Source organism: Citricoccus sp. NPDC079358, from assembly GCF_040702545.1.
In the GTDB taxonomy this organism is placed as follows: domain Bacteria; phylum Actinomycetota; class Actinomycetes; order Actinomycetales; family Micrococcaceae; genus Citricoccus.
Genome location: NZ_JBFBLI010000005.1, coordinates 1 through 24,551, shown reverse-complemented (window position 1 = coordinate 24,551; position 24,551 = coordinate 1). Strand labels below are relative to the sequence as shown.

Genomic DNA, 24,551 nt, shown 5'->3' with positions numbered 1-24,551 from the left:
GGTGCGTGCACCTGGGCGGCATGAAGACTTTCGCTGACTCCCGCCCGCGCACCCGCCTGATCGTCCTGCTCGCCGCCGGCCTGGTGATCGTGCTCCTGGCCGGCATCGGGATCTACGGCCTGATCCTCGGCCCCGACACCAGCCCACCCCACGACCGTGACCCCGAGCCGGGCGCGTCGTCGAGTCCGGTCGAGTCCGGCACGCCACGGCCGGGGCGGATCGCTGCGGTGGTCGGGTCCGAGGACCCGGAGGAGTTCGCCCGCAACGTCGCGACGGCGGTGTTCGCCTGGGATACCGGGGCGGGGCTGATGCCGCTGGACTACACGAGCGTGCTGATGGAGGTCGCCGACCCGACCGGCACCGAGCAGGCCGGCCTCGCCTCCGATATCGCCGCCTATCTGCCCACGCGGGAGGCATGGGTCGAGCTGCGCCAGTACGCCACCACCCAGCACCTGGAGATCACCGATGCGTTCGTGCCCGGAGCGTGGGCGACCGCGCAGGAGCAGGCGCAGCCGGGGCAGCTGGTGGAGGGGACGACGGCGATCACGATCGAGGGCGTCCGCCACCGTGCCGGGGTGTGGAACGACGAACCCGTCGACTCCGCGCACGAGGTGGCGTTCACCGTGTTCGTGGTCTGCGAGCCCACCTACGACACCTGTCATCTGCTGCGGCTGTCCGAGCTGGACAACCCCCTGCGCTGACCCGAGAGGTCTGGGGAGAAAGGAGGGGCGTGGTGCTCAAGAAGCTCGCCATCGGACTGCTCGCACTGGCGCTGGTAGCACCGTTCCTGTCGATGGTCGGGATCGGGCTGCTGATGAACCCCGCCGCGACCTGGGCCTGCACCGTGCCCGACGGCGGACTGCAGGTCGGCGAGGTGCCCGACGAGCTCGCCGTCGAAACGCGCGATGGGGAGTCGTTCACGCTGAACAAGAAGCAACTCACGCACGCGGCCACGATCATCGAGACCGGCTCCGGCGTCGAGGGCGTGAACCGTGACGGACTCCAGATCGCGCTGATGGCCGCACTGACCGAGTCGACCCTGCGGCAGCTGTCGAACACGAGCGTCTACCCGGAGTCAGCGGACTACCCGAACGATGGCGATGGCAGCGACAACGACAGCCTGGGGTTGTTCCAGATGCGCCCGCAGGCCGGGTGGGGGTCGGTCGCAGAGCTGATGGACCCCGAGTATCAGGCGCGAGCGTTCTTCGGCGGCCCGGACGGCCCGAACCATCCCTCGCCGCGCGGGCTGCTGGACATCCCCGGCTGGCAAGACATGGGCAAAGGCGAGGCCGCCCAAGCCGTGGAGGTCTCGGCGTTCCCCGACCGGTACGAGAACTACAGCCCCGTCGCCGTCACGATCCTCGACACCCTCCTCGGCACCACCGGCACGTCCGGTGAGTCCGACCCTGGTGTGGTGCCTGCCGTGGCCGGGGCGGCGGAGTCTTCGCGGGTGGTGTTCCCTCTGCCTGAGGGCATGTGGACGGCGACCGACCCGTACGGACCGCGCACCCACCCGATCACCGGGGAGCAGTCCTTCCACACCGGCAGCGACTTCGCCGCCCCGGACGGCACGCCCATCCTCGCCGCCGCCGACGGCACGGTCACCGTCGCCGAGTACAGCGACGCCTGGGGCGGGAAGGTCGTCATCGAACACCAGGTCGGCGGCGACCAGGTCGCCACCGGGTACATCCATTCCTGGGCCGACGGCATCCACGTCGAGGCCGGCGACCGGGTGCGGGCCGGGCAGCACATCGCCGACGTCGGCTCCTCGGGCCAGTCCACCGGCCCGCACTTACACCTCGAGGTCTATGTCGGGGGCACCGGCGGTGAGCACACCGACCCCGCCGCCTGGCTGAACGCCCACGACGCCGCGGACCTGCCCGAGTCCGAGACCGGCCCACCGGCCGGCGACTGCGACCTCGACAGCAGCAATGGGTCCGGTGGGGAGCCTGACCCTGCCCCGGCGGGTGACCTGGATGAGCTGGTCGACGACCCGACCAGCGATGGGCAGATCACCCGCCGCACGCTGCACCTGTATCAGCAGACGATCGCGGCGTTCCCCGAGACGACCTGGTCGTGCTACTCGCCACGGCCGGGCACGGTCTCGGAGCACCCGCTGGGGCGGGCCTGCGATATCGCGTTCGGCAACGCCATCGGGCAGATGCCCACGCCCGCGCAGATCGAGGCGGGCTGGGAGGTCACAAACTGGATGAAAGACCACGCCGAGATCCTCGGGGTCGACTACCTCATCTGGCAGGACAAGATCTGGTCCCTCGCCCGTGACGACGAGGGCTGGCGCGACTACACGCGCGGCACCGATATCACCACGAGGCACCAAGACCACCTCCACGTCACCCTCGCCGATTCGGGTGGTGGGGCCTGATGGACGTGTTCCCCGATTTCGAGGGCCTGGGCGGCATCGGCGACCTGGAAGAGGTCATCGGCGCCCTGTTGACGTTCGTGCTCATCATCGCAGTCCTGATGCTCCTCATTTCCGGCATCGTCTGGGCGATCGCGTCCGCGTCCGGGAACTACGCCGCCGCCGGCAAGGCCCGCACCGGTGTGCTTGTCGCCCTCGGCGCGGCGATCCTCGCCGGCGCCGGGGTCGCGTGGATGAACTGGCTGATCGGCATCGGCCAACAACTCTGAATCCCTGCGCTCAAGCTGCTGCGCCCGCCCCGGTCTCGTGGGGGCGGGCGCAGCTGCGTGTCTGGCGGGTGCGGGTGCACCTGGTCGAGAGAACACCTCTGTCTCAGCTGTCGAAGGAGCGCCCTGCCATGACCATCACGACCCTCGCCACCTGGACCCTCGCCCGCTTGGCGATCGTCCCAATGCAGATCGACATCGACCCCAACGACTCGGGGCTGCCCGGCATCGACCAGCTGCGCACCATCGTCGGCGCCGTCATGACCGTCGGCCTCATCCTGTCCGTCCTCGCGCTGATCGTCTCGGCGATCGTGTGGGGCTTCGGCTCCAACTCCAGCAACCCCCACCTGGCCGGCCGCGGCAAGATCGGGGTCTTGATCTCCTGCGGTGCGGCGGTGATCTGCGGTGCCGCGGTCACGCTGATCAATTTCTTCTGGGGCGTCGGCCAGGCCGTCTGAACCCGCCTATCTGTGTTAGGGAGGTCTGTGATGGCGCTGTGCGATGTTCCCGTCATCTCCACGGTCTGCGACTCCGCCGGTGAGGCGGCCGCGTCGCTGATCGCCGCCCCGTTCGACTGGTTCGCCCAGGCCGTCGGCGGGGCGGCGGGCTGGCTGATCGAGGCCATGTGGACGGTGTTCGACACGACCACCCTGGTCGACGTCACCCAAGAGGGGTACGTGTCGGTGTACAACCTGCTGTTCGGGATCGGCGTGTTCATCGTGCTGATCTTCTTCTGCTTCCAGCTCATCCTCGGACTGATCCGCCGCGACCCCACCGCGCTGTCCCGCGCCGCCCTCGGGGCGGGCAAGGCCGTGCTCGGCTCCTTCGTGGTCCTCACCCTGGCCGCGCTCGCGCTGGAGATCACCGACCAGCTGACCATCGGGATCATCCAAGCCGCCGGCGAGACCACCGCCACGATGGGCGACAAGATCATCCTGCTGTCCGCCGGCCTGACCGCCATCAACATCTCCACCCCCGGCGTCGGGGCGATCGTGACGATCTTCCTCGGCGGGCTCATGGTCGCCGCCGTCGCGATCGTGTGGTTCTCGCTGCTGATCCGCAAGGCGCTCCTGCTGATCGCGATCGTGCTCGCCCCGCTCGCGTTCGCCGGTGCGGCGTGGGATGCCACCCGCGGGTGGATCGGGAAGTGGGCGGCGTTCGTGCTCGCCCTCATCATCTCCAAGCTGGTGCTCGTGGTGGTGTTCCTCATCGCGATCACCCAGATGGCAACCCCCATCGAGGCGGACCTGACGGCGATCACCGAGCCGATCACCGGCATCGTCATGCTCGCGATCGCCGCCTTCGCCCCCTACATGGTCTACCGGGTCATCGCGTTCCTCGGCTTCGACCTCTACAACACCATGGGCTCGGAGCAGGAAGCCAAGAACGCCATGAACCGACCCGTCCCGGTGCCCGGCACACCGCAAGGCGAAGGCCCGAAGAAGATCCTCGACACCAACGGCAGCGGCGGTGGAGGAGGCGGCGGGGGTGACGATCCGCCCCCACCCGGAGGCGGAAACCCGCCCGGCGGAGGCGGCGGCGGTGGAGGTGGTGGCACGCCGCCACCGCCAGGCGGCGGAGCCGATGCCGGCGCTGGAGCAGGTGCGGGCGGTGCGGGTGCCAGCGGTGGTGCAGCTGGTGCGGGAGCTGCCGCGGGACCGGTCGCGGCAGTGGTCATCGGCGCGGAGGTCGCGAAGAAGGCCGCGACGGCCGGCCCCGAGGCCGGCGAGCAGATCGGCGCCCAGGCCGAGGCCGCCACCGACGGCGCCAACCAGAACACCGGCAATCAGAACACCGGCGGAGGTGGGAGTGGGCCGGGCGCGCAGGCCCCGCCGCGCAGCACCCCGCAGCCGAACACGCCGACCGGCCCGAAGCCCGACGACGGGCCCAGTAAGCCGCCGACCGGTGGGAAGGAGTGATCCTCGTGAGCAGCAAGCACAGCGCCGAAGAAGCGCGTACGGGCACCGATCTGGTTCCGGTGAAATTCAGCAGATTGACTCGCCGCGGCATCCTATTGGGATTGTCCGCGACCCAGCTGGCGACCCTCGCCGTCGGGGTGCTGTCCCTGGTGGGCGCGTTCTACGCCGGCGGCGGGATGCTCATCGCCTACACCGCCCCGATCTGGGTGTCCTCGATCGTGCTGACCTGGATGCCCGTCGCCGGGCGCCCGGTCGTGGAATGGGTGCCCGTGGCCGCCTGGTGGATGTGGCGGACCACCGGCGGACAGCTGGCCTACCGGCGCCGCATCGTCGCCCCGAGGCCGGCGGGCACGCTCGCGCTGCCCGGCGACATGGCGCGGCTACGCGAGCACGTCGACCCGCAGAGCGGGGCGGGCATGATCCACGACCCCCACCAGGCGACGCTGACGGTGGTGTGCGAGATCCGCCATCCCGCGTTCGTGCTCCTCGATCCCGGCGAGCAGGCCCGCCGGGTCTCCTCCTGGGGGCGGGTGCTGGCCAGCGTCTGCCGGTCCGGGCGGATCGCGACCGTGCAGGTGCTGGAGCGCACCCTGCCGGACTCGGGCACGGGCCTGGCCGAATGGTGGGCCGCCCACGGCAGCCAGGACGACTCCTTCGCGTCGAGGACGTATGCCGAGCTGATCGAGCGTGCCGGTCCCGCCGGGGAGCGCCACGCCACCACCATCAGCCTCAGCCTGGATATGAAGGCCGCGGCCCGGCAGATCCGGACCGCCGGCGGCGGGCTGCGGGGCGCGGCCGCGGTGCTGCGCCAGGAGATGAGCACCCTGACCGCGGCGCTGCGCTCGGCGGACCTGACCCCGGTCGGGTGGCTGACTCCGGGGCAGATCGCCGTGATCCTGCGCAGCGCCTACGACCCGGCCGTCGCCGCGACCTTGGAGCGGCACGGGGAGATGGGCCAGTCGCTGGCCACCGCGGGCCCGGTCGCGGTGACCGAGACCTGGGCGAGGCTGCGCACCGATACCGGCTACCACGTCGTGCTCTGGATCAGCGAGTGGCCCCGCTCGATGGTGTATCCGGGGTTCCTCGCCCCGCTGGTGCTCTCCTCCGGGATCGGACGATGCCTGTCGCTGCTCTACACCCCGCTGCGCACCGATCAGGCCGCCCGTGACATCCGCAAGAAGAAGGTCGAGCACATCTCCGATGCCGCGCAGCGACGCCGGATCGGGCAGATCGAGGACGCCGCCCAGACCGCCGAATACACCGACGTGCTCCAGCAGGAAGCCGATCTCACCGCCGGGCACGGCGTGCTGCGCGTGACCGGACTGGTCGCCGTCTCGGCGCCCACCATCGAGGAACTCGACGCTGCGGTCGCCGCGGTCGAGCAGGCCGCCATCCAGGCCTCCTGCGAAACCCGCCGCCTCGTCGGCCAGCAGGCCGCCGCGTTCACTGCCGCGGCCTTGCCGCTGACCCGCACCGTCTGAGCTCTCCGTCTATGGGTGGGGCCCGGGTGCACCTTGTCGACGTCCCTGTTCTGATCGTCCACTGTCACTGGGAGGCCTGTGATGCCCACGTTCTACGATACCGTCGCCGATGCCGAGGAGGCCTCGCAGGCGCTGCGCGGCCTGGCGCACGCCAGCCGCGACTTCACCCACCCCGAGGACGCCTACGGGGTGATCGGGGACCTGCTGGCCGGGGTGCGCTCGATGCAGCAGTCGATCCAGCAGCTCGCTACCCGCCACGCCCGCCATGACGGGCGTGCCTTCGACGATGCCGGAGACCCCGCCGCCGGTATCCGTGATGCCCGCCTGGCCGCCGGGGAGCTCTCCGAGGCCGCTGCCGCCCTGGACCGTGTCGAGGAGGGGCTGAACCGTGCCTCGCAGGCTGCCGGTCGCATCGCCTGGCACCCCACCCCGCCCGCACCCATCGAGACGGAGACGGCCGGGGTTCAGGGGCCGGTGTCGCGGTGGGTGAACATCGTCTTCCTCCAGGGCGGTGAAGCCGATGCGGTGCTGTGGCTGATCGACCGTGACGGCCCGGACGCCGCGATCGAGCACCTGGCCGGCTTCGACTACGGCGAGGAAACCACGGACGCGGCCATGCTCAACGGCTACGTCTACGACACCCCACCGACCGGGGCGCTGGACAAGGAAGCACAGCAGGGCGAGTACACGCTGACCTACAACCCGGACCTCGGCCACGTCGCCCTCTACCGCCACCACCAGATCGCCCCCGAGGACAGCCTCGACACCGACACCCCCGCACCGACCATGAACCCCGACACGGGCCGCAGTGCCGGCGGTGCCGCCTCGGCCGGGACTGCGATGGGCGCGGCGAGTGCTGCCGCTGCGGCGCTTTCTGATCGCGGGGCACGCGCCACCGGACGAGAAGCGGGCAGTGCCGCCGGGCGTGGGCCGGTGAGCGAGGGGCCCTGGTTCGAGCATCCGGGCGTCGCGGCAGTCAAGCGTGACCGCGGCCTCGGCATCTGACCCGACTACCTCCCGTGGTGCCGCCGCCTCTTGGGGTCGGCGGCACCCGTATGTCCGCGACCGGGCGGGTGGGGCGCACCTGCACCACATCCCCGTCGTTCTCGTGCCTGGGAGGCCGTCATGTCCACCGTCTACTATCCCGCCGCGTTCGCCACCGAGGCCGCCCGCAACCTGCGCCACCTCGCCGCAGACGACGAACTGCAGACCACGGGCCCCGGCACCACCGCACTGCTGGGCGACCTGCGCGATGCGGCCACGGCGATGCGGGAAGTGATCGACCGGATCGCAGCCGCCCACACCCTCCCCGGCGCCCCGGCCCTCGCACGGGATACCGGGCTGCAGATCGGTGACGAGCTCCATCAGGCAGGCACCGCACTGGAGGAGACGACGACCCGCCTGACCGGCGCCGTCACCGCCATCGAACACCCCACCACCGTTCCGACACAGGCGACGCGGCGTTCCCTGCGCGCGGACCGGCAGGCGCGGGTCGCGCAGCCGGCAGGGTCGTGGTTCGACCCGCACCCCGCCGGGTCCAGCACAGGTCAGGGACGGGGGTTGGGTCTGTGAGCGAGAAGGAACGCCTGCATACCTCCGTGCTGGTCGCCCCGGCCGCCGAGCGACGCCGGCTCCGGGCGCAGCGCCGACAGGCCGCCGCCCGGTTGCAGGCCGAGCAGCGCCGCCGCGAGGTCGCGGAAGCGAAAGCCAAGGCCGAGGCCGAGCGGGCCGAGCGCAAGGCCACCCGGTACCTACCCGCCGCCGGGGAGCCCGGCAAGCAAACCTTGCGGACGCCCGGCCGGTTCCGGCTGCCCCGCCACCAGGACACCTCCGCGACCCTGTCGGCCCAGTACCCGTTCCTCGCCGAGGGAGGCCTGGGCCCGGCGGGCGTGTTCGTCGGTCAGGACCTCTACTCCGGGGGCTCGTTCGTCTACGACCCGTGGGTGCTGTATCAGACCGGGGTCATCACCGCCCCGAACGTCGTCGTCGCCGGAATCGTCGGCAGTGGCAAATCCTCCCTCGCCAAGAGCCTCTACACCCGCAGCCTGCCGTTCGGGCGACGGGTCTACGTTCCGGGTGACCCGAAAGGCGAGCACACCGAGATCGCCCGCGCCGTCGGCGGGCGGGCGATCCAGCTCGGCCACGGCCTGCCCACCCGCCTCAACCCCCTCGACGAGGGCTACCGCCCCTCCGGGCTCAGCGATGCGGAGTGGGAGACGACGGTCGCCTCCCGCCGCCGCGACCTGATCGGCGCGCTCACCGAGACCGTGCTGGCCAGGCCCATGTCGCCGCTGGAGCACACCGCGATCGATACCGCCCTCGCCGAGACGGTGCGAGAGAACGAGGTGCCGATCCTGCCGATGATCGTCGACCACCTCCTGCGCCCCACCAACGATCCTGACGGGCGACTGGCCGAGGACGGACGCATGGTCGGTCACGCGCTCCGACGACTCGTCTCCGGCGATCTCTCCGGCTTGTTCGATGGCCCGTCGACTGAGGTGTTCGACCCGACCCTGCCGATGGTGTCCCTGGACCTGTCGCGAGTCACCGAGAACTCGACGCTGGTGTCGGTGTTGATGACGTGCTCCAGCGCGTGGATGGAATCGGCACTGCTGGACCCGAACGGCGGACAGCGCTGGTGCATCTACGACGAAGCCTGGCGCCTCATGAGCGAACCCGCGTTGCTCAAGCGGATGGATGCGCACTGGCGGCTGGCGAGAGCGTACGGGATCAGCAACATGCTGATCTTCCACAAGCTCACCGACCTGGAGAACGTCGGCGACCAGGGCTCTGCCATGCGCTCACTGGCCAACTCGCTGCTCGCGAATGCGGAGTCCCGCATCATCTACCGGCAGGAGTCCGACCAGCTGGGCACGACCGCGAAGACCCTCGGACTGACCGGCACCGAGCGCGAGCTGCTGCCGACGCTGGGCACCGGACAGGGGCTGTGGCGGATCAAGGAACGCTCTTTCGTCGTCCAGCACCAGCTCCACCCGGCCGAGTACGAGCTCTTCGACACCACCAGCCGCATGTCAGATGAAAGTGACGGGTTCCGGGGAATTCGTTCGGAAATCCAGGGAACCTGAGTGCTCACCACCGTTTTCAGCGTAGCCGAGGGTGCGGGTTCACGGAACCGATGACTTCACGCAGGACGAGGGCCGCCAGGCAGTCGTGGCGACGATCGTGCCGAGTACGCCGATGCCGACGAGGACGAGTGCCACGGCGGGCAGGCCGATGGTCGCGCCGAGGACACCGGCGAGGGGGTAGGTGATGAGGAAGCAGGCGTGGGAGAGGGAGAACTGCGCCGCGAACACCGCGGGACGGTTCTGCTCGGTGCTGTTCCGGCGTAGCAGCCGGGCGGAGGGGGTGAGGATTGTGGAGGTCGCCGCCCCGATCAGCGCCCACAAGACCAGGAGCGCGCCCCATTGCCCGGTGCCCTCCGCCCATGCGATGACCCCGGTCGCGGCGAGCAGCAGGACGGGGATGGCGATGCCGCCGGTGAGCATGACGTTCCGGTCGGGCAGGGTGTCGAGGAGTTTGGGCATGCCGAGCGCGACAAGCATGGAGCCGCCCCCGTAGGCGGCGAGCATAAGCGCGACATCGGTCTGCGGGCGGCCGAGGTCGCCCTGGACGAGGACGACGGTATTCACGATCACCATCGCCGTAGCCGTCGCGACCACGAGGTTCAGCCCCATCAGACCGCGCAACTCCCGGCTGGCCCAGAAACCGCGCACGCCTCTGGTGAGACGGTCAAAGAACGGTGTCGGCGGAGGGGCCTCGATGTGCGGGAACCGAGTCGCGATCACGAGGGCTGTGGAGGCGAGGAACCCGATCACGGTGCCGGCGAAGAGGTCGTGGAAGCTGATGACGGTCAGCAGCGCGGCGGCGAGCATCGGACTCACCAGCGATTCCAGGTCATAGGCCAGGCGCGACAGCGACAGGGCGCGGGTGTATTCGCCCTCGTCCGGGAGGACGGAGGGGATGACGGCCTGGAACGCAGGGGTGAACGTTGCCGACGCGGATTGCAGGAGGAAGATCAGGAGGTAGATCTGCCACGCCTCGGTCACGAACGGCAGCGAGACCGCGACGCCTGCGCGGATGAGGTCGGCCCCGATCAGGAGGGGCTTGCGTGGCAGGCGGGCAGTGAGCGCGGTGGTGACGGGTGAGACGGCGACGTAGGCGACCATCTTGATCGTCATCGCCACCCCCATCACGATCCCGGCGTCGCCTCCGGCGATGTCGAAAGCAAGCAGCCCGAGCGCGACGGTGAGCAGGCCCGTGCCCAGCAGCGCGATGATCTGCGCACTGAACAGCTTCGCGTAGGTGGGATTGCGTAACACGGCGAGCATGAGATGAGGCCTAACGAGTCGAGAACGGGTATTGCGGACGCGAAAGCGCTATACGCGGGGCGCGTGGTGGTGGGGCGGGATGTGCCCGTTCGCGACGGCGTGCTCGGCCTGCTTGATCGCCTCGACCACCAGGGCGACCGCGTGCTCGTCGGTGAGACGGTAGAGCACGCTCGTGCCCTCCTGCCGGGTCGTGACCATCCGCGCCATCCGCAACCGCGCCAGATGCTGCGACACCCCCGAGGGCTTCTTCCCGACCAGCTCCGCCAGCGCATTCACCGGCAGCTCCTCCGTCTGACGCAGGGCGAGCACGATCCTGATCCTCGTCGGATCGGACAGCAGTCCCAGCACCTCGGCCGCGAGGTCCACGAACTCCGATGCCGGGTCCATCCCATATACCTTATTGTCTGCATCCATACGCAGATAATAACACTTGTGAGTCGAGAGCGGTGTGGTTCTTGTCTGGGTTCCTGCCTAGCCCTAGTCGGCGAGGTCGTAGTGCGGGCCTGCTATCTCCTCGTGGAACGAGGGGTGTCCGAGGGTCGCGGCGTAGCGGGATGCGCCTCCGATAGTGAGGCCGAAGAGATCGCAGATGCGGCGCACGTCGCCGCCGGTGGCGTAGATCTCTTGCAGGATGCGGTCGCTGCGCAGCGACCGAGGGTTCAGGCCGGCTTTCTTCCAGGGGAACGTGTGGCCGGGAGCAAGCAGTCTGGGCGCGGTGCTCTCCTTCGAGAATCCCGAAGACTCGTCAGTCGTTCTTCGATGCGCGACGAACCTAGTAGCCCGGCGGCCGGGGCGCACCTTCCACCTATGAGATGCGGAGATGAACTCGAAGTAATAGAGACACTTCCCCGCACGTTCTCGAATCCTGACGCGAGCGGTGACGGTCCAGGGGCGCCGTAGTCGTGGAACTGGTCTCCTGGGTGGGGATGGCCGGCACCGTCCTGGCGTTCGTGCTGTTCCTGCCCCAAGCCCGGCACGCCTGGACGAACCAGCGCCGCCCGGAGCGTCTACGGGGGATCAGTGTGACCGGTCAGGTCTGCGTGATCGCCAACGCGCTGGTCTGGGGCCTCTACGCCTTCTTGACCGGCGCGTTCTGGACCGGAGCGCCGGGGATCATCAACACCGCGTGGCGGTGTGCACGATCGTCCTGCCGCTGCGCGGCCGCCGACAGTCACTGGGGCGGACGTCATGTGCTGCGTGTGCTGCGCAGATCGAGCAACGGGTGTTCATCACCAACCTTGCCGGGTGGGGATCGGTGATGGACTGCACGGACGCATCGAGACCCCACGGGGTGATCATCTTCTCCCTGGACGAGGCCCGGCGGCTGCGCCAGCAGCGGCCAGGACGACCTTCCCGGGAGCGGGATTGTGCACCTGGCCGGCATGAGACGACATGCGAATCTCCCTGAGCCGGTGCCGGTATCGATGCGCACCGTGATCCTCGATATCCACGCCGACGGGTCGATGACCGTGATGATCGACGGCACCGCGTATCTGCCCGACGATACCCAGCGGCCGTGGTCGCGGGCCGCGTTCCCGCAGATCATCGACCACGCCAGCCAGGAGCGTGCGGTGCCGGTGCGGGTGGAGGTGCACGAGGCCGACGGCACGAGCTTCACCGAGCTCGTCGCCGCAAGGCCACGCGACCGCGAGACCGCACCCGAGCCGGCCCCGAAGACGAGACGGCCGAAGAAGATGGTGCCGGCGCTGATCGAGGTCACCGGGGAGGGGTTCGTCGCCGGGGAGGACATTGCCTGCACCGTGCTCGTCTCCCACACCGACGCGGCCGGCGACGGCACGGCGCGGGTGCTGCTCGATCCGCGCCAGGTCGGGGATGCCGCCGAGGTGCTGCTGGTCGGGCGCGTCTCCGGCACGGTCGTGGCGCGCAGGCTGCGATGAGCGTCCCGCAGGGCCGCCAGAGCGGCAGCTTCGGCGACGAGCTGACCAACGCGGCGATGATCGGACTGGTAGGGCTGTTCGGCCTCGCCCTGATCCTGCGCGGCGCCGGATCGGTGGCCGCGTTCCTCACCGGCACCGACCAGCCAGCCGCCGGCCCCGCCTCCGGTATCTCGGTCCTGTTCCAGCCCGGCGATCCCGCCGCCGCGCTCGACGCGCCAGGGATGAGCGCGGTCGCATACTGGGCCGTGACCGTCGTGCTGCTGGCCGGGCTGGTCGCCGGAGGCTGCTGGGTGTGGACGCGGCTGCGCCGGCACGCCCGCAAGACCGAAGTCGACCCGCACACCACCGCCGGGGTCGCGACCCGCCACGAGGTGGCCACGGTCGCCTCACCTGCGGCGCTGCTCACCCGCGCCGGGAACCTGCGACCCTCACTCGCCAAGCCGACCCCGGCGGATGTCGGCTACCGGCTCGGGACGTGCCGGGGCCGGGAGGTGTGGGCCAGCGTCGAGGACTCGATCCTGCTCATCGGCCCACCCCGCTCAGGCAAGGGCCTGCACGTGGTGATCCCCGCGATCCTCGACGCACCGGGGGCGGTGATCGCCACCAGCACCCGCCCGGACAACCTCACCGCGACCCTGCGCGCGAGGGAGAAACACGGCCCGGTCGCCGTGTTCGACCCCCAGCACCTCGCCGAGGGCGTGCCGGCGGGGATGCGGTGGTCGCCCGTGCGCGGCTGCGCCGACCCCCTCACCGCGATGATCCGCGCCACCGGCCTCGCCTCGGCCACGGGACTGTCGGCCGGCGGGGTGGAGTCCGGCGGATTCTGGGAAGGCAAGACCCGCACCGCGCTGCAGGCTCTCCTGCACGCGGCTGCGCTGGATCACAGGTCACCGGCGGAGCTGTTTCGCTGGACCCTGGACCCCTCCGCTGCGGCGGAGGCTGTCGCGATCCTCACCAACAGCCCGGACGCGGCCACGGGGTGGGCGGACTCGCTGGAATCCATGATCGACGCCGACCCCAGGACCCGCGATTCGATCTGGCAGGGCGTCTCTCTCGCCCTCGGTGCTCTCGCCGACCCGCGGGTGCTCGATGCCGTCAGCCCCGGCCCCAGCGAGGAGTTCGACCCCGAGGCATTCATCCGCGATCGCGGCACCCTGTTCCTCCTCGCAACCGGTGCCGGAGCCGGCGCCTCCGCAGCACTGGTCGCCGCGTTGGTCGAGGATCTCGTGGAGACCGCCCGGCGGATCGCGGCCCGCTCACCCGGAGCCCGCCTCGACCCGCCACTGCTCTTGGCATTGGATGAGATCGGCAACCTCGCCCCGCTGCCGTCGTTGCCGACGCTGATGGCCGAGGGCGGCGGCACCGGAATCACGTGTCTGCCCGTGCTCCAGTCCCTCGCGCAGGCGCGCGACAAGTGGTCGGAGAACCAGGCCGGCGCGATCTGGGATGCCTCCATTGTGAAGATCCTCCTCGGCGGGGCTTCGAACAGCAAAGACCTCCAAGACCTGTCCACGTTGATCGGTGAACGCGATGAGTACACCGACTCGATCACTCTCGGTGATCACGGCACTCGCCAGAACCAGCGCTCCGTGCGCAGGGTCGCGATCTTCCCACCCGACCGGCTGCGCACCCTCCCGTTCGGCACCGCGGTGACCCTGCTGCGCGCAGCCCCGCCGATCGTCACCGATCTGCGCGCCTGGCCCGCCCGCGCCGACGCCGACCAACTCAAGACCGACCGGGCCGAGATCGAGGCGCTGCTGCGCCGCCTCGACCCGCCCCGGTAGTTCCGGGACAGCTCGTGTGCACCTGCCTGTCACGACGGCCACCACGACGAGTGGCCGCATCAGGGAGACAGGAGCAGCATCATGGCCGAGCACGAGACCCCAGGAACCGGCCCCGAGACCCAGCCCGAACAGGGCGCGGATGTCCGCGAGTCCTTCAAGGGAAGCATCAAGTCCGAGCCGACGCTGGGCACCACCCAGAAGGGCAAGGCGGCGTTCTACGCGAAGGTCGAGCAGCGCCATTGGGATTACGAGGCCGACGGCACCTACACCCGTCTGCCGAACACCTACCACGACCTCGTCGCCTACAAGGGCGTCGCCGTGCGCGCCTACAAGCAACTCGCCAAGAACGACTTCTTCATCGCCGAGGGGCGCATGGAGGACTACCAGTCCAAAACCACCGGCGAGACGAAGCAGCGGTTCGTCGCGACCGCGCTCGGTCACGACATGGCCCGCACCACCTACGAGGTCGACCGCACCCCGCGCCGCGAACAGGCCCAGCGACCCGCCGCCGAACGCGACGCCGCGCACCAGTCCGCAGGCTCCGGTGTCCCCGAGCAACAGCACGCCAGGCAGCAGCCGGCAGCCGAGCAGCCGGAACGGCAGGTGGCCGAGCAACAGACGCCGGCCGCGTTCGCCCCGCCCGAGTACCGGCCCGACCGGCAGTCGCCGGCCATGGGCCTGTGAGCACCGAGGAGCCCCGATCATGACCGATGACGACCGCGACCACGAGACCCCCGGTGAACCTGCCGTGGACGAGCTGCCCGAGAACGAACTCGACCTCGACGACGAGGAGATGCTCCGAGACGAGGACGAGGAGGACCCCGGCCCGCCGCACCCGGTGAACTGGTACCTGCTGCGCGCCGACGAGCTCGAAAAGGAGTGGTACGCACTGAACCGGTGGGTCGAGACGACACGCCGCACCTACGGGCTTCCCGCCAGCGTCCTCCCACCGTTCTGGCACCGCCACGACGAACTCGTCTGGGAACTCTCCGCACTGCATCTGCACTGGCTGTGCGCCTACCACCCAGAACAGAACGGCAGCGCCCCGTTCGGGTGGCATCGCGACTTCGCCGACGCCCGCGCCAGGCTGCGCGAATGGGTCGCCGCCTCCGGCACCCGCCTGGACCGCGACCGACCCACCCGGCAGACGACCTGGCCCGGCGAGGACCCCGCCGACCCCGTCGAGGACGTGTTCGTCGCCGACCGCGACGCCGATTTCGTCGAATACGTCGCCGCACTAGTCGCCGAACGCCGCGCCGCCGAGGACGCCTTCTTCGCCGGCGCCGACCCGCGCACCGGGGAACTGCGATGAGCACCGCAGCCCAGCAGACGAGCGCCGAGCTCTCCCGGCTCCAGGAACTGGGGCGAGAGCTCGGCGCGTCGTTCCTACCGCCGACTGACTGTCAGGGCGCAGCGGTCAGGACGATTCTGGTCGCCTCCATTGATATGTCTCGGGAACCGAGAACCGAGGAGTGATCTTGATCCGCGCCGGATCAAAGCGGCCTCCCATGGTCTTGGCCTTCTCGATCCGGATGTCGAGCAGCATCTTGAGCATGCGGCGCTTCTCGACCAGGTCGAGAGCTTCCCACGCGGCATCCAGATCCTTCGTCTGGATCAGTGCGAGGAGTTGCCTGTCGGCGACCGGGGGAACGGCGGCTTTCGCGGCACGTTCGATCTCGGGCTTGAGGCGTTCCTCGACATCGGCCAGCATCGTCATGCTGATCCGGCCCTCTGCATACTCGCCCGCTGCGTCGGCGAGGCGCCTGCGCAGTGCGGCGACATGATCCTGGGCTTCGCGGACCCGCTCGTTCCAGTTGTCGTCCGGGCCAAGAATGACCGCTAGGCTCTCGGGCTTGGACAGCCAACCAAGTAGTGCGCCGGTGACGTAAGCATCCGTGTAGGGAATGTCGATACTGACCTTCCGGCACCCCACTTTGCCGCAGATGTAGTTGTCGCGAGGCAGTCCAGTCCGCTTGCGATCCACGGCACCATGTATGCGAACCAAGGGGTGCGAGCAGAAGCCGCATCTGGCAATGAAGGACAGCAGCCACCTGGGGTGGCTATGGTTTCCTTCTTCCACGTACCGGGTGCGGCGAGCCCGGTCCGCAAGGATCTGGTTGACCTTCTCCCACTTTTCGACCGGGATGATCGCCGGCCAGTCCGCTTCACCGATGACCTCGCCCTGGTACATGCGCAGGCCCGCGATCGTTGGACTCTTGACGAGTTGGCGCAGGGTTGAGCTCATCCACCCTCGCGACTGGTCTGACGTCGGTTTCATCGGGGTCGGCACCCCCGCGCGATTCAGGCGAGTCACGATGTTGTTGATCGAGACTCCGTCCAGAATCTCGTCGACGGCCGTGATGATGATCGAGGCCTTCTCTGGGTCGATCTCCTGACGAACCAGCGCTCGCGTCTGCTCGTCGTACACCCTGCGGTACCCGTAGGGGAGCCGGCCGTGTGGGCGACCCTTCTGCGCGTTGAGCCGCACGGTGCGCAGCTGCCGGTCACGGATCACTGCGGCGTCCTTCTCCGCAGTGAGGAACTCCAGCCCCATCATGAAGCTGTCGTCGTGGCGGGAGAAGTCGTAGACCCGGCCCTTCGTTAGGTACAGGACGCCAGCCTCCTGGCAGGCCGCACGCAGTTGCACGTACGCCAGTAGCTCGCGTCCGGCGCGGGAGGGCTCCCACGTCACGAACGCGTCATACTTCTTCGAGGCGATCAGGTGGAGCGCCTCCTCGAATCCCTCACGCTCGCGGGTGCGCCACTTCGACGCAGAACGGTTGGCGTCGGTGATGACCCTGCCGACATTCCACGCCTGCTGCGCGCACCAGGCGCGGCAGTCCGTCTCCTGATCGTCGGTCGAGCGCATGAGGTAGTGACGATCCATCGAGGCTCGCGTGTATATGAGAGCCTTGATCTCGGAAGCCGGTGGTCGGGTGGGTAGTTGAGTCTCCATGACAGACAGGTGCTCCTACTGCATCTGCCATCTAGCTGCTGGGTGAGCCGACCAACGACCTGGACACGGACACCCTGGCCGCGGTGGAGGACATGCTGGACGGCTGGCCCGGCACCCTGGTCGTGGTGTCCCACGACCGCTACCTGCTCGAACGGGTCACCGACCACCAGCTGGCCCTGCTCGGCGACGGCCAGATCCGGGATCTGCCCGGGGGTGTGGAGCAGTACCTGCAGCTGCGCGCGGCGCAGGAGGCCGGCGGCACCGGTTTCGGCGGGACCGGCTCCGGGGCGCACGGTGCGGGGGCCGCCGGCTCCGGGGCCGGCGTCGGGACGTCCGGTGGGGGAGCCGCCGGGCCGGGCGGCGTCAGCGAGGCCGAGAAGCGGGCCGCCCGCAAGGAGGCCGCCAAGCTGGAGAAGCAGCTGGCCCGGATGACCCAGGAGGAAGCCGCGCTGCACGAGCGGATGGCCACCCTGTCCGCGTCCGGCGACTTCGGTGCCCTGGCCGAGGCCAACGCCCAGCTGCAGGACCTGCACGAGCGCAAGGACGAGGCCGAGATGGCCTGGCTCGAGGCCGGCGAGATCGCCGAGGGCTAGGCGTCGTTGTCCGGCTTCGCCGATCGTTGTGCCAGGGTCCGGCGTTGACCGAGCCTACGAGCCGCTCAGGTCGCGACTGATGTTCGGTTCACCGGAGTCCTCGAAGGTGACGAGGACATCCTGGTGGACGGTGCCATCCGGCATGGTCAGGTCGGCCATGAGCGCATTGCCCCGCCAACCCTTGTCTTCCACCGATTCGACCCCGTACTTGTTGGCGACGTTCTCCTGGATGTTGGTCTGCGAGGCGATGTGTCCGTAGATCGAATAGGCAAGAGTCGCCAGACCGAGCACGAGGATGCCTGCGCCGGCGAACACCTCGCGGAAAGCGTCTTTGATCCGGTCCGGTCCGGCGTAGCGGGCGTCCTCGTCGTCCAAGTGGGCAAGGTAACGCTTCCGTCGCCATATCCCGTGGGCGAGGACCGCCAGTCCCGCGATGGCCAGGAGCGTGCCGATCCATTGCGTGACGAGGGGTGTCTGGAGGTCGATCGGTGCGTACATGGTTCCATTCTCTCCCGGACGCCCGCCCCGGCAGACCACGGGCCGCGTAATGGCGGCCCCCGCATGATCGGCCGTCATTCCTGGCCCGACGGTGCCGTTGGATCGCTGCCGCCGCCCTAGTGGTAGCGGTGGCCGCCACCGCCTGGTTGGCGTTCCCGTCCTCTTAGGACTCGCTGTCCTGGAAGGACGTTGGATACACCATTGACGCCCCAACGCGGGCCTCGGTGACGTTCGAAGTCACCCAGGATTTCGAGGACACCGTGGCCTGTGCCATTCAAGTGCTCTCCGAAAACTACGCGATCGTGGGCTGGCGTACGGTCACCATCGGTCCCGCAAAGGTCGGGGACACCGCAGGCGACCCCCTTCCCTCGGACAATTCTCGGTACTACGACGTCAACCTGCGCACCGATTCGCTCGGTGTGAACGGCGGCGTCAACTCGTGTTGGATCGAGCGGGACGCCTAAACTTGTTGGTTAACCTGTTTGAGTTCTGGGCCGTGATCGGTCTGGGCCTGTCCGGCGTGTCGCGGCAGTGAACACGGCCGCCGTTCCGATGCTTCTTGTTATCAGGCAAGGGGAAGCACCAGAAACGGCGGCCGCTCCATGATTATTGAGGACGTCACACCCTCACCGCTACCGGGCGATGGGGTGAGGTGCCTTGACCGGTTCCGGACCGGCTTGCACTCGTGCCTGACCGGCCGCGGGGACGAGTTGTTCGAACTCACCGACGCGGTCCTGTGTTCTCAGGGCCCGGTGACAGATCTGGCACATTTGTCCCTTCAGGTCGAGCACCGGCGCGGCCATGACGCTCTACGACGCGCTGAACGCCGGGGCGGTTGATGCTGGCCGGTAACGGGACGTGCTCACTGCCGGCCCGCTGCCCAGGATCGCCGGCCCGGACGGGGCGGAGCGGATCGTGCTGGCCGTGGACGTGTCGAACTGGCTGCGACCCGATGCGGGCACCAGCGCCGAGAGGGCGTTCTGCCACACCTATCCCCGCGGTCGCGGCCAGGCGCAGATGATCCCGGGCTGGCCCTATTGGGTCGTGGCCGCCCTGGGATCCGGAGCGACCTCGTGGACGGCGCTGCTGGACGTGGTGCGCCTGCACCCCGATGACGATGCCACCGCTGTCACCGCCGGCCAGTTGCGCGACGTCATCGAGAACCTGGCCCGGGCCGGGCTCCACCGGCCGGAAGATCCGGCGATCCTGGTGGTCGCCGATGCCGGTTACGACGTGCTGACCACCTGTGCGTTACACCACTCTATGGGGCACTACTTCCGGCCAACACACCCACATACTCTACGAAGAAGGTAACGGGGCGCACGCCGTGCACCTTCTGTCGTCCCCGCAGGAATCTTCATCGAATCTTGAGACTTTCGTTCGGATCCCTCAATGTTCGGCCCCGAGTCTGGAATCACACCGGTTCCCGGGTGTGCGCCGCGGGCGGGGGCGGTGGTGCACGATGCATCGCGGCGGGACGTCAACAGAGAGTCAGGGAACAGTGATGAGTTCGGATGAGGTCATGCAAGGGGCCGTTGTGGACCCTCCCGCTGCGATCAAGAAACGGTCCCGGAAACGGCTGATCGGCATTGACGCTGCGCGGGGCCTGGCGCTGATCGGGTTGATGGCCATTCACATCCTGCCGAATTACGACGAGGAGACTGGGGAGCCCACCCTAGTCTGGCGGCTGTTCTCGGGGGATTCGGCGGCCCTGTTCGCGCTGCTGGCCGGTGTCGGCCTGGCCCTGTCCTCCGGTGGGCGCACCCCGCACCGGGGCCGGCAGATGACCGGGGACCGGGTGAGCCTGGTCGTCCGGGCCGCGCTGATCGCCGGGGTGGCACTGGTCATCGCCTCGCTCATGCCACAGAATGGCGAGCCTCCCGCGTACAGCATCCTGATGTACTACGCGGCGTTCTTCCTGCTGGCCATCCCGTTCCTGCACCTCGGGCCCAAGGCCCTGTTCATCTGCGCCGCGGTCTTCGGCATCGTCTCACCCATCCTGCTCCAGCAGTTGCCCCCGGTGCTGCCCGACTGGGCCTCCTACAACCCGACCCTTGAGCACATCCTGGCCGATCCCGCCTCCGTGGCCTCCCAGCTACTGCTGACCGGCACCTACCCGGCCCTGCCCTACATGACCTATATCCTCGTCGGTCTCGGTCTGGGCCGGCTGGATCTGCGCAGTACCCGGGTGCAGGCTGCCATTGCCGGGATCGGTGCGGCCCTGGCCATCCTGGCCAACACGGCCTCTTATATCCTGCTCTACGCCGCCGGAGGCTACCAGGCGCTACTGGCCACGGGGATGACCGAGGACAGCCTGGACGAAGCCCTCGTCTACGGACCGGAGCTCGTTCCAGACACCTCCGGCTGGTGGCTGGCCATTGCCACCCCCCACACCAACATGCCCCTGGCCATCGCCGGCAGCCTGGGCATGGCACTACTTGCGGCGGGCCTGTTCCTGCTCATCGCCGGCCAGGCCGGACGGTGGCTGATCCCTCTGGCGGCCATGGGTGCCATGACCCTCACCCTCTACTCCGCGCATCTGGTCGCCCTGAGCGTCGAGCTCCACTATTACGAACCCTTCCTGTGGTTCCTGGCGCACCTGGCAGCAGCGGTCGCGTTCGCCTGGGCCTGGAACCGCTGGATCGGCCAGGGCCCGTTGGAGAAGATCGTCTCCCTGGCGGCCAAGGGCACCCGGCGCCTCGTCACCGGCGCACCCAACAGCACGAAGTCGCCCATTAACCCTCACCTCGGCGCCCCGGTCAGGACCAGCAGGGGCACCATCATGTACACCGATGGCGAAGACCATGCCGGGGACACGGACCAACCTGCCATCGACCCGGACACAACCACCCGCTAAACGGCCATTGGTGGCTCCTGCGGACGGGTCCTTGCCCGACGGCCGTATCCTGTATTCCGAGGGTCCGAACCGAAGGGTGACCATGGCTGAATCCACGGCAGGGCAGGTTCTCGTCGTCGAGGACGAACCGGATCTCGCACGCCTGGTGAGCGACTACCTGCGGAACGCCAACTTCGGCGTCGAGGTCGTCTCCGACGGCCTCGAAGCCGTGGGGGTTGTCCGGGAGTACTCGCCGGATGTCCTGGTGCTGGACATTGGCCTGCCGAGCATCGACGGTTTCGAGGTGCTGCGGCAGATCCGGAGCTTCTCCGGGTGCCACGTTCTCATGCTCACTGCCCGGGACGATGAGGTTGACAAGATCGTGGGCCTGTCCCTGGGCGCGGATGACTACGTGACCAAGCCGTTCAGCCCGCGTGAACTGGTGGCCCGGGTGCAGTCGATGATGAGACGCGCACGGTCCTCTCCGACGGCGGGAGGGCAACCCGTCGATGAACCCGGCAGCGGTGTGCACGAGGTGGGCGAGCTCGTCGTGGACGAGGCCGCGCGGGAGGTCCGTCTTGCCGGGGCACCGGTCATGCTCACGAAGACCGAGTTCGACCTGCTGGCCAGTCTGGCGGCGTACCCGAACCAGGCCCTCAGTCGACGCCAGCTGCTCGAGATGGTGTGGGGTGGCGGGTGGATGAGCGACGAGCACCTCGTGGACGTCCACCTGGCCCGGGTGCGGCGGAAGTTGGGCGAGGGGGCCGCCAACCCGAGGTACATCCACACGGTACGCGGCATCGGGTACCGGATGGGGGGACGGTCTTGAGGGGAACGTCCGCCGGTGCCGACGAGGGTGAAAGGGAACCCCGGGGCGCGGACAGGTGGGACCTCGAACCCGAGGACGGCGATTCCGGCGAGACGGAACCGAAGGGCTCATCGCTGACGGTCCGGCTGCTCGTGGTCCAGGCCATCGTCCTGGTAGTCGCCCTGGTGATCGTCGCCGTGACGACCCTGCTCCTCGGGCCGCAGATGTACATCAATGAACTCTTCCGGCAGGGGCATGGCCGGGCCGTGGGGGCCATCCTCCATCTGGATGACGTCTTCCGGAATGTGAGCCTGCTGTCCGTGACGATCGGCGGGTTGACGGCCATGGTCATTGCCTCCTTCGTGAGCTTCCTCATCACGCGCCGGATCCGCCACTCAATCTCCGAGGTGGGGCGTGCGGCCACCCGGGTGGCCTCCGGCGAATACGGCGTCCGCCTCGAACCCACCGAGCTGGGATCGGAGTTCAACGACCTGACCGGGTCCTTCAATGACATGGCGGCAAAGCTCCACGCGGTCGACCAGACCAGACGCCAGATGCTGGCCGACCTGGCCCACGAGATGAGGACGCCACTCGCCAACCTGAAAGGCCACCTGGAGGGAATTGAGGACGGGATCGTCACCCTGGATGATCGGACCTCGGGGATTCTGGCCGGTCAGATCAGCCGCCTGGAGCATCTGGCCCAGGACATGAGGTCACTGACCCAGGCCGAGGAGGGAATGGTCCACCTGCGCCCCAGCAGGCAGGACCCCGCCGACCTCGTGGTGGACGTGGTCGCCGGAGCGGAGCAGCTGGCGAAGTCGCGGCAGGTGGAGATCACGGCCTCCATGCCGCGGACCCCCTTGGCGCCGGTCCTGATGGACCGGGCCCGGATGGACCAGGTCCTGAGCAACCTGGTGGACAACGCCCTGCACCACACACCGGCCGGAGGCCAGGTCACCGTGGGCTTGGCCGAAAGGGAGAAACAGGTGATCTATACGGTGACGGACACCGGGGACGGCATACCAGCCGAGGATCTGAACCGCATCTTCATGCGCTTCTACCGGGTCGGCGAGGGACGCGAAGCGAAACCCGGGGGATCGGGACTGGGCCTGGCCATCAGCAAGGCCCTGGTCCAGGCCCAGGGCGGAACCCTGACGGCTACCAGCCACGGCCCCGGCCGAGGATCAGAGTTCACGGTCCACCTGGCCCGCAGGCAAGGGGCCGCGCGCAACTGAATGATGTTCCCATGGTTGAGAGGGCCGAAGCACTGTCCCTTGCCGAGGCCGGGGTGACTCGCCGGGTCAGGCACAGTCTAGGCATGTCATCTCCAGTCCCGGATCCTTCAGGCGCCCGGTTCCGGGCAGGACGAAGGCCGGCCCGGCCGCCCCAAGCACCGGACTCGGCCCTCGCGGTCTTCGACATAATGCTCCAGCGCTATGGCCGCGCCGGATACAAGCCCCGCTTACTCGACACGCGCGTGCTTGCCGCCGGTGTCGCCCGCATCGGTGCCACCGCGAGGCCGAAGAACGGGAGCAAGTCCTTCGTGTGGTGGGGCGTCGCCCGCGACGAACAGCCCCTCCCGTCGCCGCCCCGATGGTGCACGTGAGGACCGACCGCCGTGGGACGCCTCCCACCGACGATGCCGGTGTGCTGACGGGAACCGCGCAGGTCCGGCCGAATGTCCGCGTGTGCGGACGGTACGTGATGGCCCGACACCCTTGGAGACCTGGTGGCCGAATCGGGGCGGTCGTGTCCGAAGAAGGATTTGGCCTTCGGGCCAGTTGGAACACGGCCGTGGGTGGGCACCTCTCCCGTACCGATCATCGGAGATAGGTAGGTCAATCGAAGCCCAGGTCCCCCCTGGTAGGGAGGGCCGACCAGGATATCGCCCAGAATGAAGTCTGCCGTGAATTACACAAAAGTACGTGGAGGGGTAAATCTGTGGATTGACTACGCTGTGTGCGGTAGAAAACGTGGATGTTCGATGCGGCCTACTCGGTACCGTCGGCGTCGTCGCTCAGGTCGCGGCTGATCTGCGGTTCGCCGGAGTCCTTGAAGGTGACGAGGACGTCCTGGTGGACGGTGCCGTCCGGCATGGTGATGTCGGCGCGGAGTGCATTGCCGCGCCAACCCTTATCCTCCACCGATTCAACGCCGTATTTTTTGACGACGTTCTCCTGGATGTTGGTCTGGGTGGTGATATCTCCGTAGACCGCGTAGGCGAGAGCAGTCAGGCCGATGACGAGGATTCCTGCCCCGGCGAACCCCTCGCGGACGGCATCTTTCAACCGTCCAGGTCCGGCGTAGCGGGCATCCTCTTCGTCCAAGTGGGTTTGGTAGCGTTTGCGGCGCCATAGCCCGTGGGCGAGGACCGCCAGTCCCGCGATCGCCAGGAGTGTGCCGATCCATTGGGTGACGTAGGAAGTCTGGAGGTCGATCGGGGCGTACATGACTCCATTGTCTCCCGGATGCCCCATCCGGGAGACCATTGGTCGGGTACTGCGGCACCAATCAAGGTCCGTCTCAACCGTGGACTGTTCCGTGCTGCAACGCATGGCCACATGGCCCGAGCCGGGTCCGCAGCTGGACCCGGGTGGAACCCAGCATCGGTGTGACCTCATCGAGTCGTTCGGTGGGAAGACGGGCCGGTGGCTCAGTGTTGCCGGTGTACTTCTGTGCTCCTATGAAGGGAGGCCGGCGTAGGAGTGCAGGCCGGGGAAGTACGTGTTGACGATGGTGAAGTTGAAGACGATGCAGGCGTAGCCGATGATGGACAGCCAGGC

25 protein-coding genes and 1 pseudogene are annotated in these 24,551 nt (G+C 68.6%); 20 read left to right on the top strand and 6 right to left on the bottom strand.

Going from position 1 to position 24,551, the window contains the following annotated elements; genetic code table 11:
• Positions 1-20: 20 nt before the first annotated feature.
• The 9 genes from AB0333_RS07755 (at position 21) to AB0333_RS07715 (ending at position 9,132) form a co-directional block, all read left to right on the top strand.
• Positions 21-701: a hypothetical protein gene (locus AB0333_RS07755; RefSeq protein WP_366218131.1), complete on the top strand. Its 681-nt coding sequence runs from the start codon at positions 21-23 to the stop codon at positions 699-701.
• Positions 702-733: 32 nt separating this feature from the next.
• Positions 734-2,383 (top strand): M23 family metallopeptidase, encoded by a 1,650-nt coding sequence (locus AB0333_RS07750; protein ID WP_366218130.1) that lies wholly within the window; start codon positions 734-736, stop codon positions 2,381-2,383.
• Entirely contained in the window at positions 2,383-2,649 is a 267-nt protein-coding gene (locus AB0333_RS07745; protein WP_059280877.1) for a DUF6112 family protein, read from the top strand. Before AB0333_RS07750 ends, AB0333_RS07745 begins: the two co-directional genes overlap by 1 nt.
• Before the next feature lie 128 nt (positions 2,650-2,777).
• Positions 2,778-3,104, top strand: coding sequence for a DUF6112 family protein (locus tag AB0333_RS07740; protein ID WP_059280876.1), 327 nt, complete (start codon positions 2,778-2,780; stop codon positions 3,102-3,104).
• Between the two features lie 30 nt (positions 3,105-3,134).
• Positions 3,135-4,565 carry a conjugal transfer protein TrbL gene (locus AB0333_RS07735; protein ID WP_366218129.1) on the top strand — a complete coding sequence of 477 codons (1,431 nt, stop codon included), beginning with the start codon at positions 3,135-3,137 and terminating at the stop codon, positions 4,563-4,565.
• A gap of 5 nt (positions 4,566-4,570) precedes the next feature.
• Positions 4,571-6,046 (top strand): SCO6880 family protein, encoded by a 1,476-nt coding sequence (locus tag AB0333_RS07730; RefSeq protein ID WP_153007917.1) that lies wholly within the window; start codon positions 4,571-4,573, stop codon positions 6,044-6,046.
• A gap of 81 nt (positions 6,047-6,127) precedes the next feature.
• A complete protein-coding gene (locus AB0333_RS07725; protein WP_366218128.1) occupies positions 6,128-7,051 on the top strand; it encodes a hypothetical protein in 924 nt (307 codons plus the stop codon).
• Between the two features lie 120 nt (positions 7,052-7,171).
• A complete protein-coding gene (locus AB0333_RS07720) occupies positions 7,172-7,618 on the top strand; it encodes a hypothetical protein (RefSeq protein WP_059280873.1) in 447 nt (148 codons plus the stop codon).
• Entirely contained in the window at positions 7,615-9,132 is a 1,518-nt protein-coding gene (locus AB0333_RS07715) for an ATP-binding protein (protein ID WP_059280872.1), read from the top strand. The genes AB0333_RS07720 and AB0333_RS07715 overlap by 4 nt, the downstream gene beginning before the upstream one ends.
• Before the next feature lie 39 nt (positions 9,133-9,171).
• Here AB0333_RS07715 and AB0333_RS07710 read toward each other — a convergent pair whose 3' ends face one another.
• From AB0333_RS07710 to AB0333_RS07700, 3 genes are all read right to left on the bottom strand, one after another.
• Positions 9,172-10,395 carry an MFS transporter gene (locus AB0333_RS07710; protein WP_366218127.1) on the bottom strand — a complete coding sequence of 408 codons (1,224 nt, stop codon included), beginning with the start codon at positions 10,393-10,395 and terminating at the stop codon, positions 9,172-9,174.
• Positions 10,396-10,443: 48 nt separating this feature from the next.
• Positions 10,444-10,782 (bottom strand): metalloregulator ArsR/SmtB family transcription factor, encoded by a 339-nt coding sequence (locus AB0333_RS07705; RefSeq protein ID WP_366218126.1) that lies wholly within the window; start codon positions 10,780-10,782, stop codon positions 10,444-10,446.
• 90 nt (positions 10,783-10,872) lie between these two features.
• Complete coding sequence (locus AB0333_RS07700; RefSeq protein WP_366218125.1) at positions 10,873-11,193, bottom strand: hypothetical protein; 321 nt, start codon at positions 11,191-11,193, stop codon at positions 10,873-10,875.
• 104 nt (positions 11,194-11,297) lie between these two features.
• On the opposite strand from AB0333_RS07700, the gene AB0333_RS07695 reads away from it, so the two are divergent.
• From AB0333_RS07695 to AB0333_RS07675, 5 genes are all read left to right on the top strand, one after another.
• On the top strand, positions 11,298-11,654 hold the full coding sequence (locus AB0333_RS07695; protein WP_153007916.1) for a hypothetical protein: 357 nt from the start codon (positions 11,298-11,300) through the stop codon (positions 11,652-11,654).
• 165 nt (positions 11,655-11,819) lie between these two features.
• Positions 11,820-12,293 carry a hypothetical protein gene (locus AB0333_RS07690; protein WP_235586580.1) on the top strand — a complete coding sequence of 158 codons (474 nt, stop codon included), beginning with the start codon at positions 11,820-11,822 and terminating at the stop codon, positions 12,291-12,293.
• Positions 12,290-14,077, top strand: a complete 1,788-nt coding sequence (locus AB0333_RS07685; RefSeq protein ID WP_366218124.1) for a TraM recognition domain-containing protein — start codon at positions 12,290-12,292, stop codon at positions 14,075-14,077. Before AB0333_RS07690 ends, AB0333_RS07685 begins: the two co-directional genes overlap by 4 nt.
• Before the next feature lie 81 nt (positions 14,078-14,158).
• Complete coding sequence (locus tag AB0333_RS07680) at positions 14,159-14,761, top strand: hypothetical protein (RefSeq protein WP_059280867.1); 603 nt, start codon at positions 14,159-14,161, stop codon at positions 14,759-14,761.
• A 19-nt stretch (positions 14,762-14,780) separates the two neighbouring features.
• On the top strand, positions 14,781-15,389 hold the full coding sequence (locus AB0333_RS07675; RefSeq protein WP_366218123.1) for a hypothetical protein: 609 nt from the start codon (positions 14,781-14,783) through the stop codon (positions 15,387-15,389).
• A 105-nt stretch (positions 15,390-15,494) separates the two neighbouring features.
• On the opposite strand, the gene AB0333_RS07670 is transcribed toward AB0333_RS07675, so the two are convergent.
• A complete protein-coding gene (locus tag AB0333_RS07670) occupies positions 15,495-17,033 on the bottom strand; it encodes a recombinase family protein (protein WP_366218122.1) in 1,539 nt (512 codons plus the stop codon).
• A gap of 35 nt (positions 17,034-17,068) precedes the next feature.
• On the opposite strand from AB0333_RS07670, the pseudogene AB0333_RS07665 reads away from it, so the two are divergent.
• Positions 17,069-17,626, top strand: a pseudogene (locus tag AB0333_RS07665) (ABC transporter ATP-binding protein); the annotation flags it as partial.
• Positions 17,627-17,680: 54 nt separating this feature from the next.
• Here the strand turns inward: AB0333_RS07665 and AB0333_RS07660 are convergent.
• Positions 17,681-18,124 carry a hypothetical protein gene (locus tag AB0333_RS07660; protein WP_366218121.1) on the bottom strand — a complete coding sequence of 148 codons (444 nt, stop codon included), beginning with the start codon at positions 18,122-18,124 and terminating at the stop codon, positions 17,681-17,683.
• Positions 18,125-18,297: 173 nt separating this feature from the next.
• Here AB0333_RS07660 and AB0333_RS07655 point away from each other — a divergent pair, with 173 nt between their 5' ends.
• The 5 genes from AB0333_RS07655 to AB0333_RS07635 all read left to right on the top strand — a co-directional run bounded on the left by AB0333_RS07655 (position 18,298) and on the right by AB0333_RS07635 (position 23,003).
• Entirely contained in the window at positions 18,298-18,588 is a 291-nt protein-coding gene (locus tag AB0333_RS07655; RefSeq protein WP_366218337.1) for a DUF4307 domain-containing protein, read from the top strand.
• A 394-nt stretch (positions 18,589-18,982) separates the two neighbouring features.
• Positions 18,983-19,438, top strand: coding sequence for a transposase (locus AB0333_RS07650; protein WP_366218120.1), 456 nt, complete (start codon positions 18,983-18,985; stop codon positions 19,436-19,438).
• Positions 19,439-19,646: 208 nt separating this feature from the next.
• Positions 19,647-20,981 carry a heparan-alpha-glucosaminide N-acetyltransferase domain-containing protein gene (locus AB0333_RS07645; protein WP_366218119.1) on the top strand — a complete coding sequence of 445 codons (1,335 nt, stop codon included), beginning with the start codon at positions 19,647-19,649 and terminating at the stop codon, positions 20,979-20,981.
• Between the two features lie 82 nt (positions 20,982-21,063).
• Positions 21,064-21,789: a response regulator transcription factor gene (locus tag AB0333_RS07640; protein WP_366218118.1), complete on the top strand. Its 726-nt coding sequence runs from the start codon at positions 21,064-21,066 to the stop codon at positions 21,787-21,789.
• The gene (locus AB0333_RS07635) at positions 21,786-23,003 is read left to right on the top strand and encodes a HAMP domain-containing sensor histidine kinase (RefSeq protein WP_366218117.1); all 1,218 of its coding nucleotides are present in this window, start codon (positions 21,786-21,788) and stop codon (positions 23,001-23,003) included. Before AB0333_RS07640 ends, AB0333_RS07635 begins: the two co-directional genes overlap by 4 nt.
• 756 nt (positions 23,004-23,759) lie before the next feature.
• Here AB0333_RS07635 and AB0333_RS07630 read toward each other — a convergent pair.
• A complete protein-coding gene (locus AB0333_RS07630; protein WP_366218116.1) occupies positions 23,760-24,218 on the bottom strand; it encodes a hypothetical protein in 459 nt (152 codons plus the stop codon).
• Positions 24,219-24,551 lie beyond the last annotated feature (333 nt).

Excerpts from the sequence above, each read along its gene's own strand:
- AB0333_RS07670 (WP_366218122.1), bottom strand. The coding sequence starts at position 17,033 with ATGGAGACTCAACTACCCACCCGACCACCGGCTTCCGAGATCAAGGCT.
- AB0333_RS07675 (WP_366218123.1), top strand. The coding sequence starts at position 14,781 with ATGACCGATGACGACCGCGACCACGAGACCCCCGGTGAACCTGCCGTG.
- AB0333_RS07755 (WP_366218131.1), top strand. The coding sequence starts at position 21 with ATGAAGACTTTCGCTGACTCCCGCCCGCGCACCCGCCTGATCGTCCTG.
- AB0333_RS07630 (WP_366218116.1), bottom strand. The coding sequence starts at position 24,218 with ATGTACGCCCCGATCGACCTCCAGACTTCCTACGTCACCCAATGGATC.
- AB0333_RS07740 (WP_059280876.1), top strand. The coding sequence starts at position 2,778 with ATGACCATCACGACCCTCGCCACCTGGACCCTCGCCCGCTTGGCGATC.
- AB0333_RS07735 (WP_366218129.1), top strand. The coding sequence starts at position 3,135 with ATGGCGCTGTGCGATGTTCCCGTCATCTCCACGGTCTGCGACTCCGCC.
- AB0333_RS07745 (WP_059280877.1), top strand. The coding sequence starts at position 2,383 with ATGGACGTGTTCCCCGATTTCGAGGGCCTGGGCGGCATCGGCGACCTG.
- AB0333_RS07680 (WP_059280867.1), top strand. The coding sequence starts at position 14,159 with ATGGCCGAGCACGAGACCCCAGGAACCGGCCCCGAGACCCAGCCCGAA.
- AB0333_RS07685 (WP_366218124.1), top strand. The coding sequence starts at position 12,290 with ATGAGCGTCCCGCAGGGCCGCCAGAGCGGCAGCTTCGGCGACGAGCTG.
- AB0333_RS07640 (WP_366218118.1), top strand. The coding sequence starts at position 21,064 with ATGGCTGAATCCACGGCAGGGCAGGTTCTCGTCGTCGAGGACGAACCG.
- AB0333_RS07690 (WP_235586580.1), top strand. The coding sequence starts at position 11,820 with ATGCGCACCGTGATCCTCGATATCCACGCCGACGGGTCGATGACCGTG.
- AB0333_RS07660 (WP_366218121.1), bottom strand. The coding sequence starts at position 18,124 with ATGTACGCACCGATCGACCTCCAGACACCCCTCGTCACGCAATGGATC.
- AB0333_RS07645 (WP_366218119.1), top strand. The coding sequence starts at position 19,647 with ATGCAAGGGGCCGTTGTGGACCCTCCCGCTGCGATCAAGAAACGGTCC.
- AB0333_RS07710 (WP_366218127.1), bottom strand. The coding sequence starts at position 10,395 with ATGCTCGCCGTGTTACGCAATCCCACCTACGCGAAGCTGTTCAGTGCG.
- AB0333_RS07705 (WP_366218126.1), bottom strand. The coding sequence starts at position 10,782 with ATGGACCCGGCATCGGAGTTCGTGGACCTCGCGGCCGAGGTGCTGGGA.
- AB0333_RS07720 (WP_059280873.1), top strand. The coding sequence starts at position 7,172 with ATGTCCACCGTCTACTATCCCGCCGCGTTCGCCACCGAGGCCGCCCGC.
- AB0333_RS07725 (WP_366218128.1), top strand. The coding sequence starts at position 6,128 with ATGCCCACGTTCTACGATACCGTCGCCGATGCCGAGGAGGCCTCGCAG.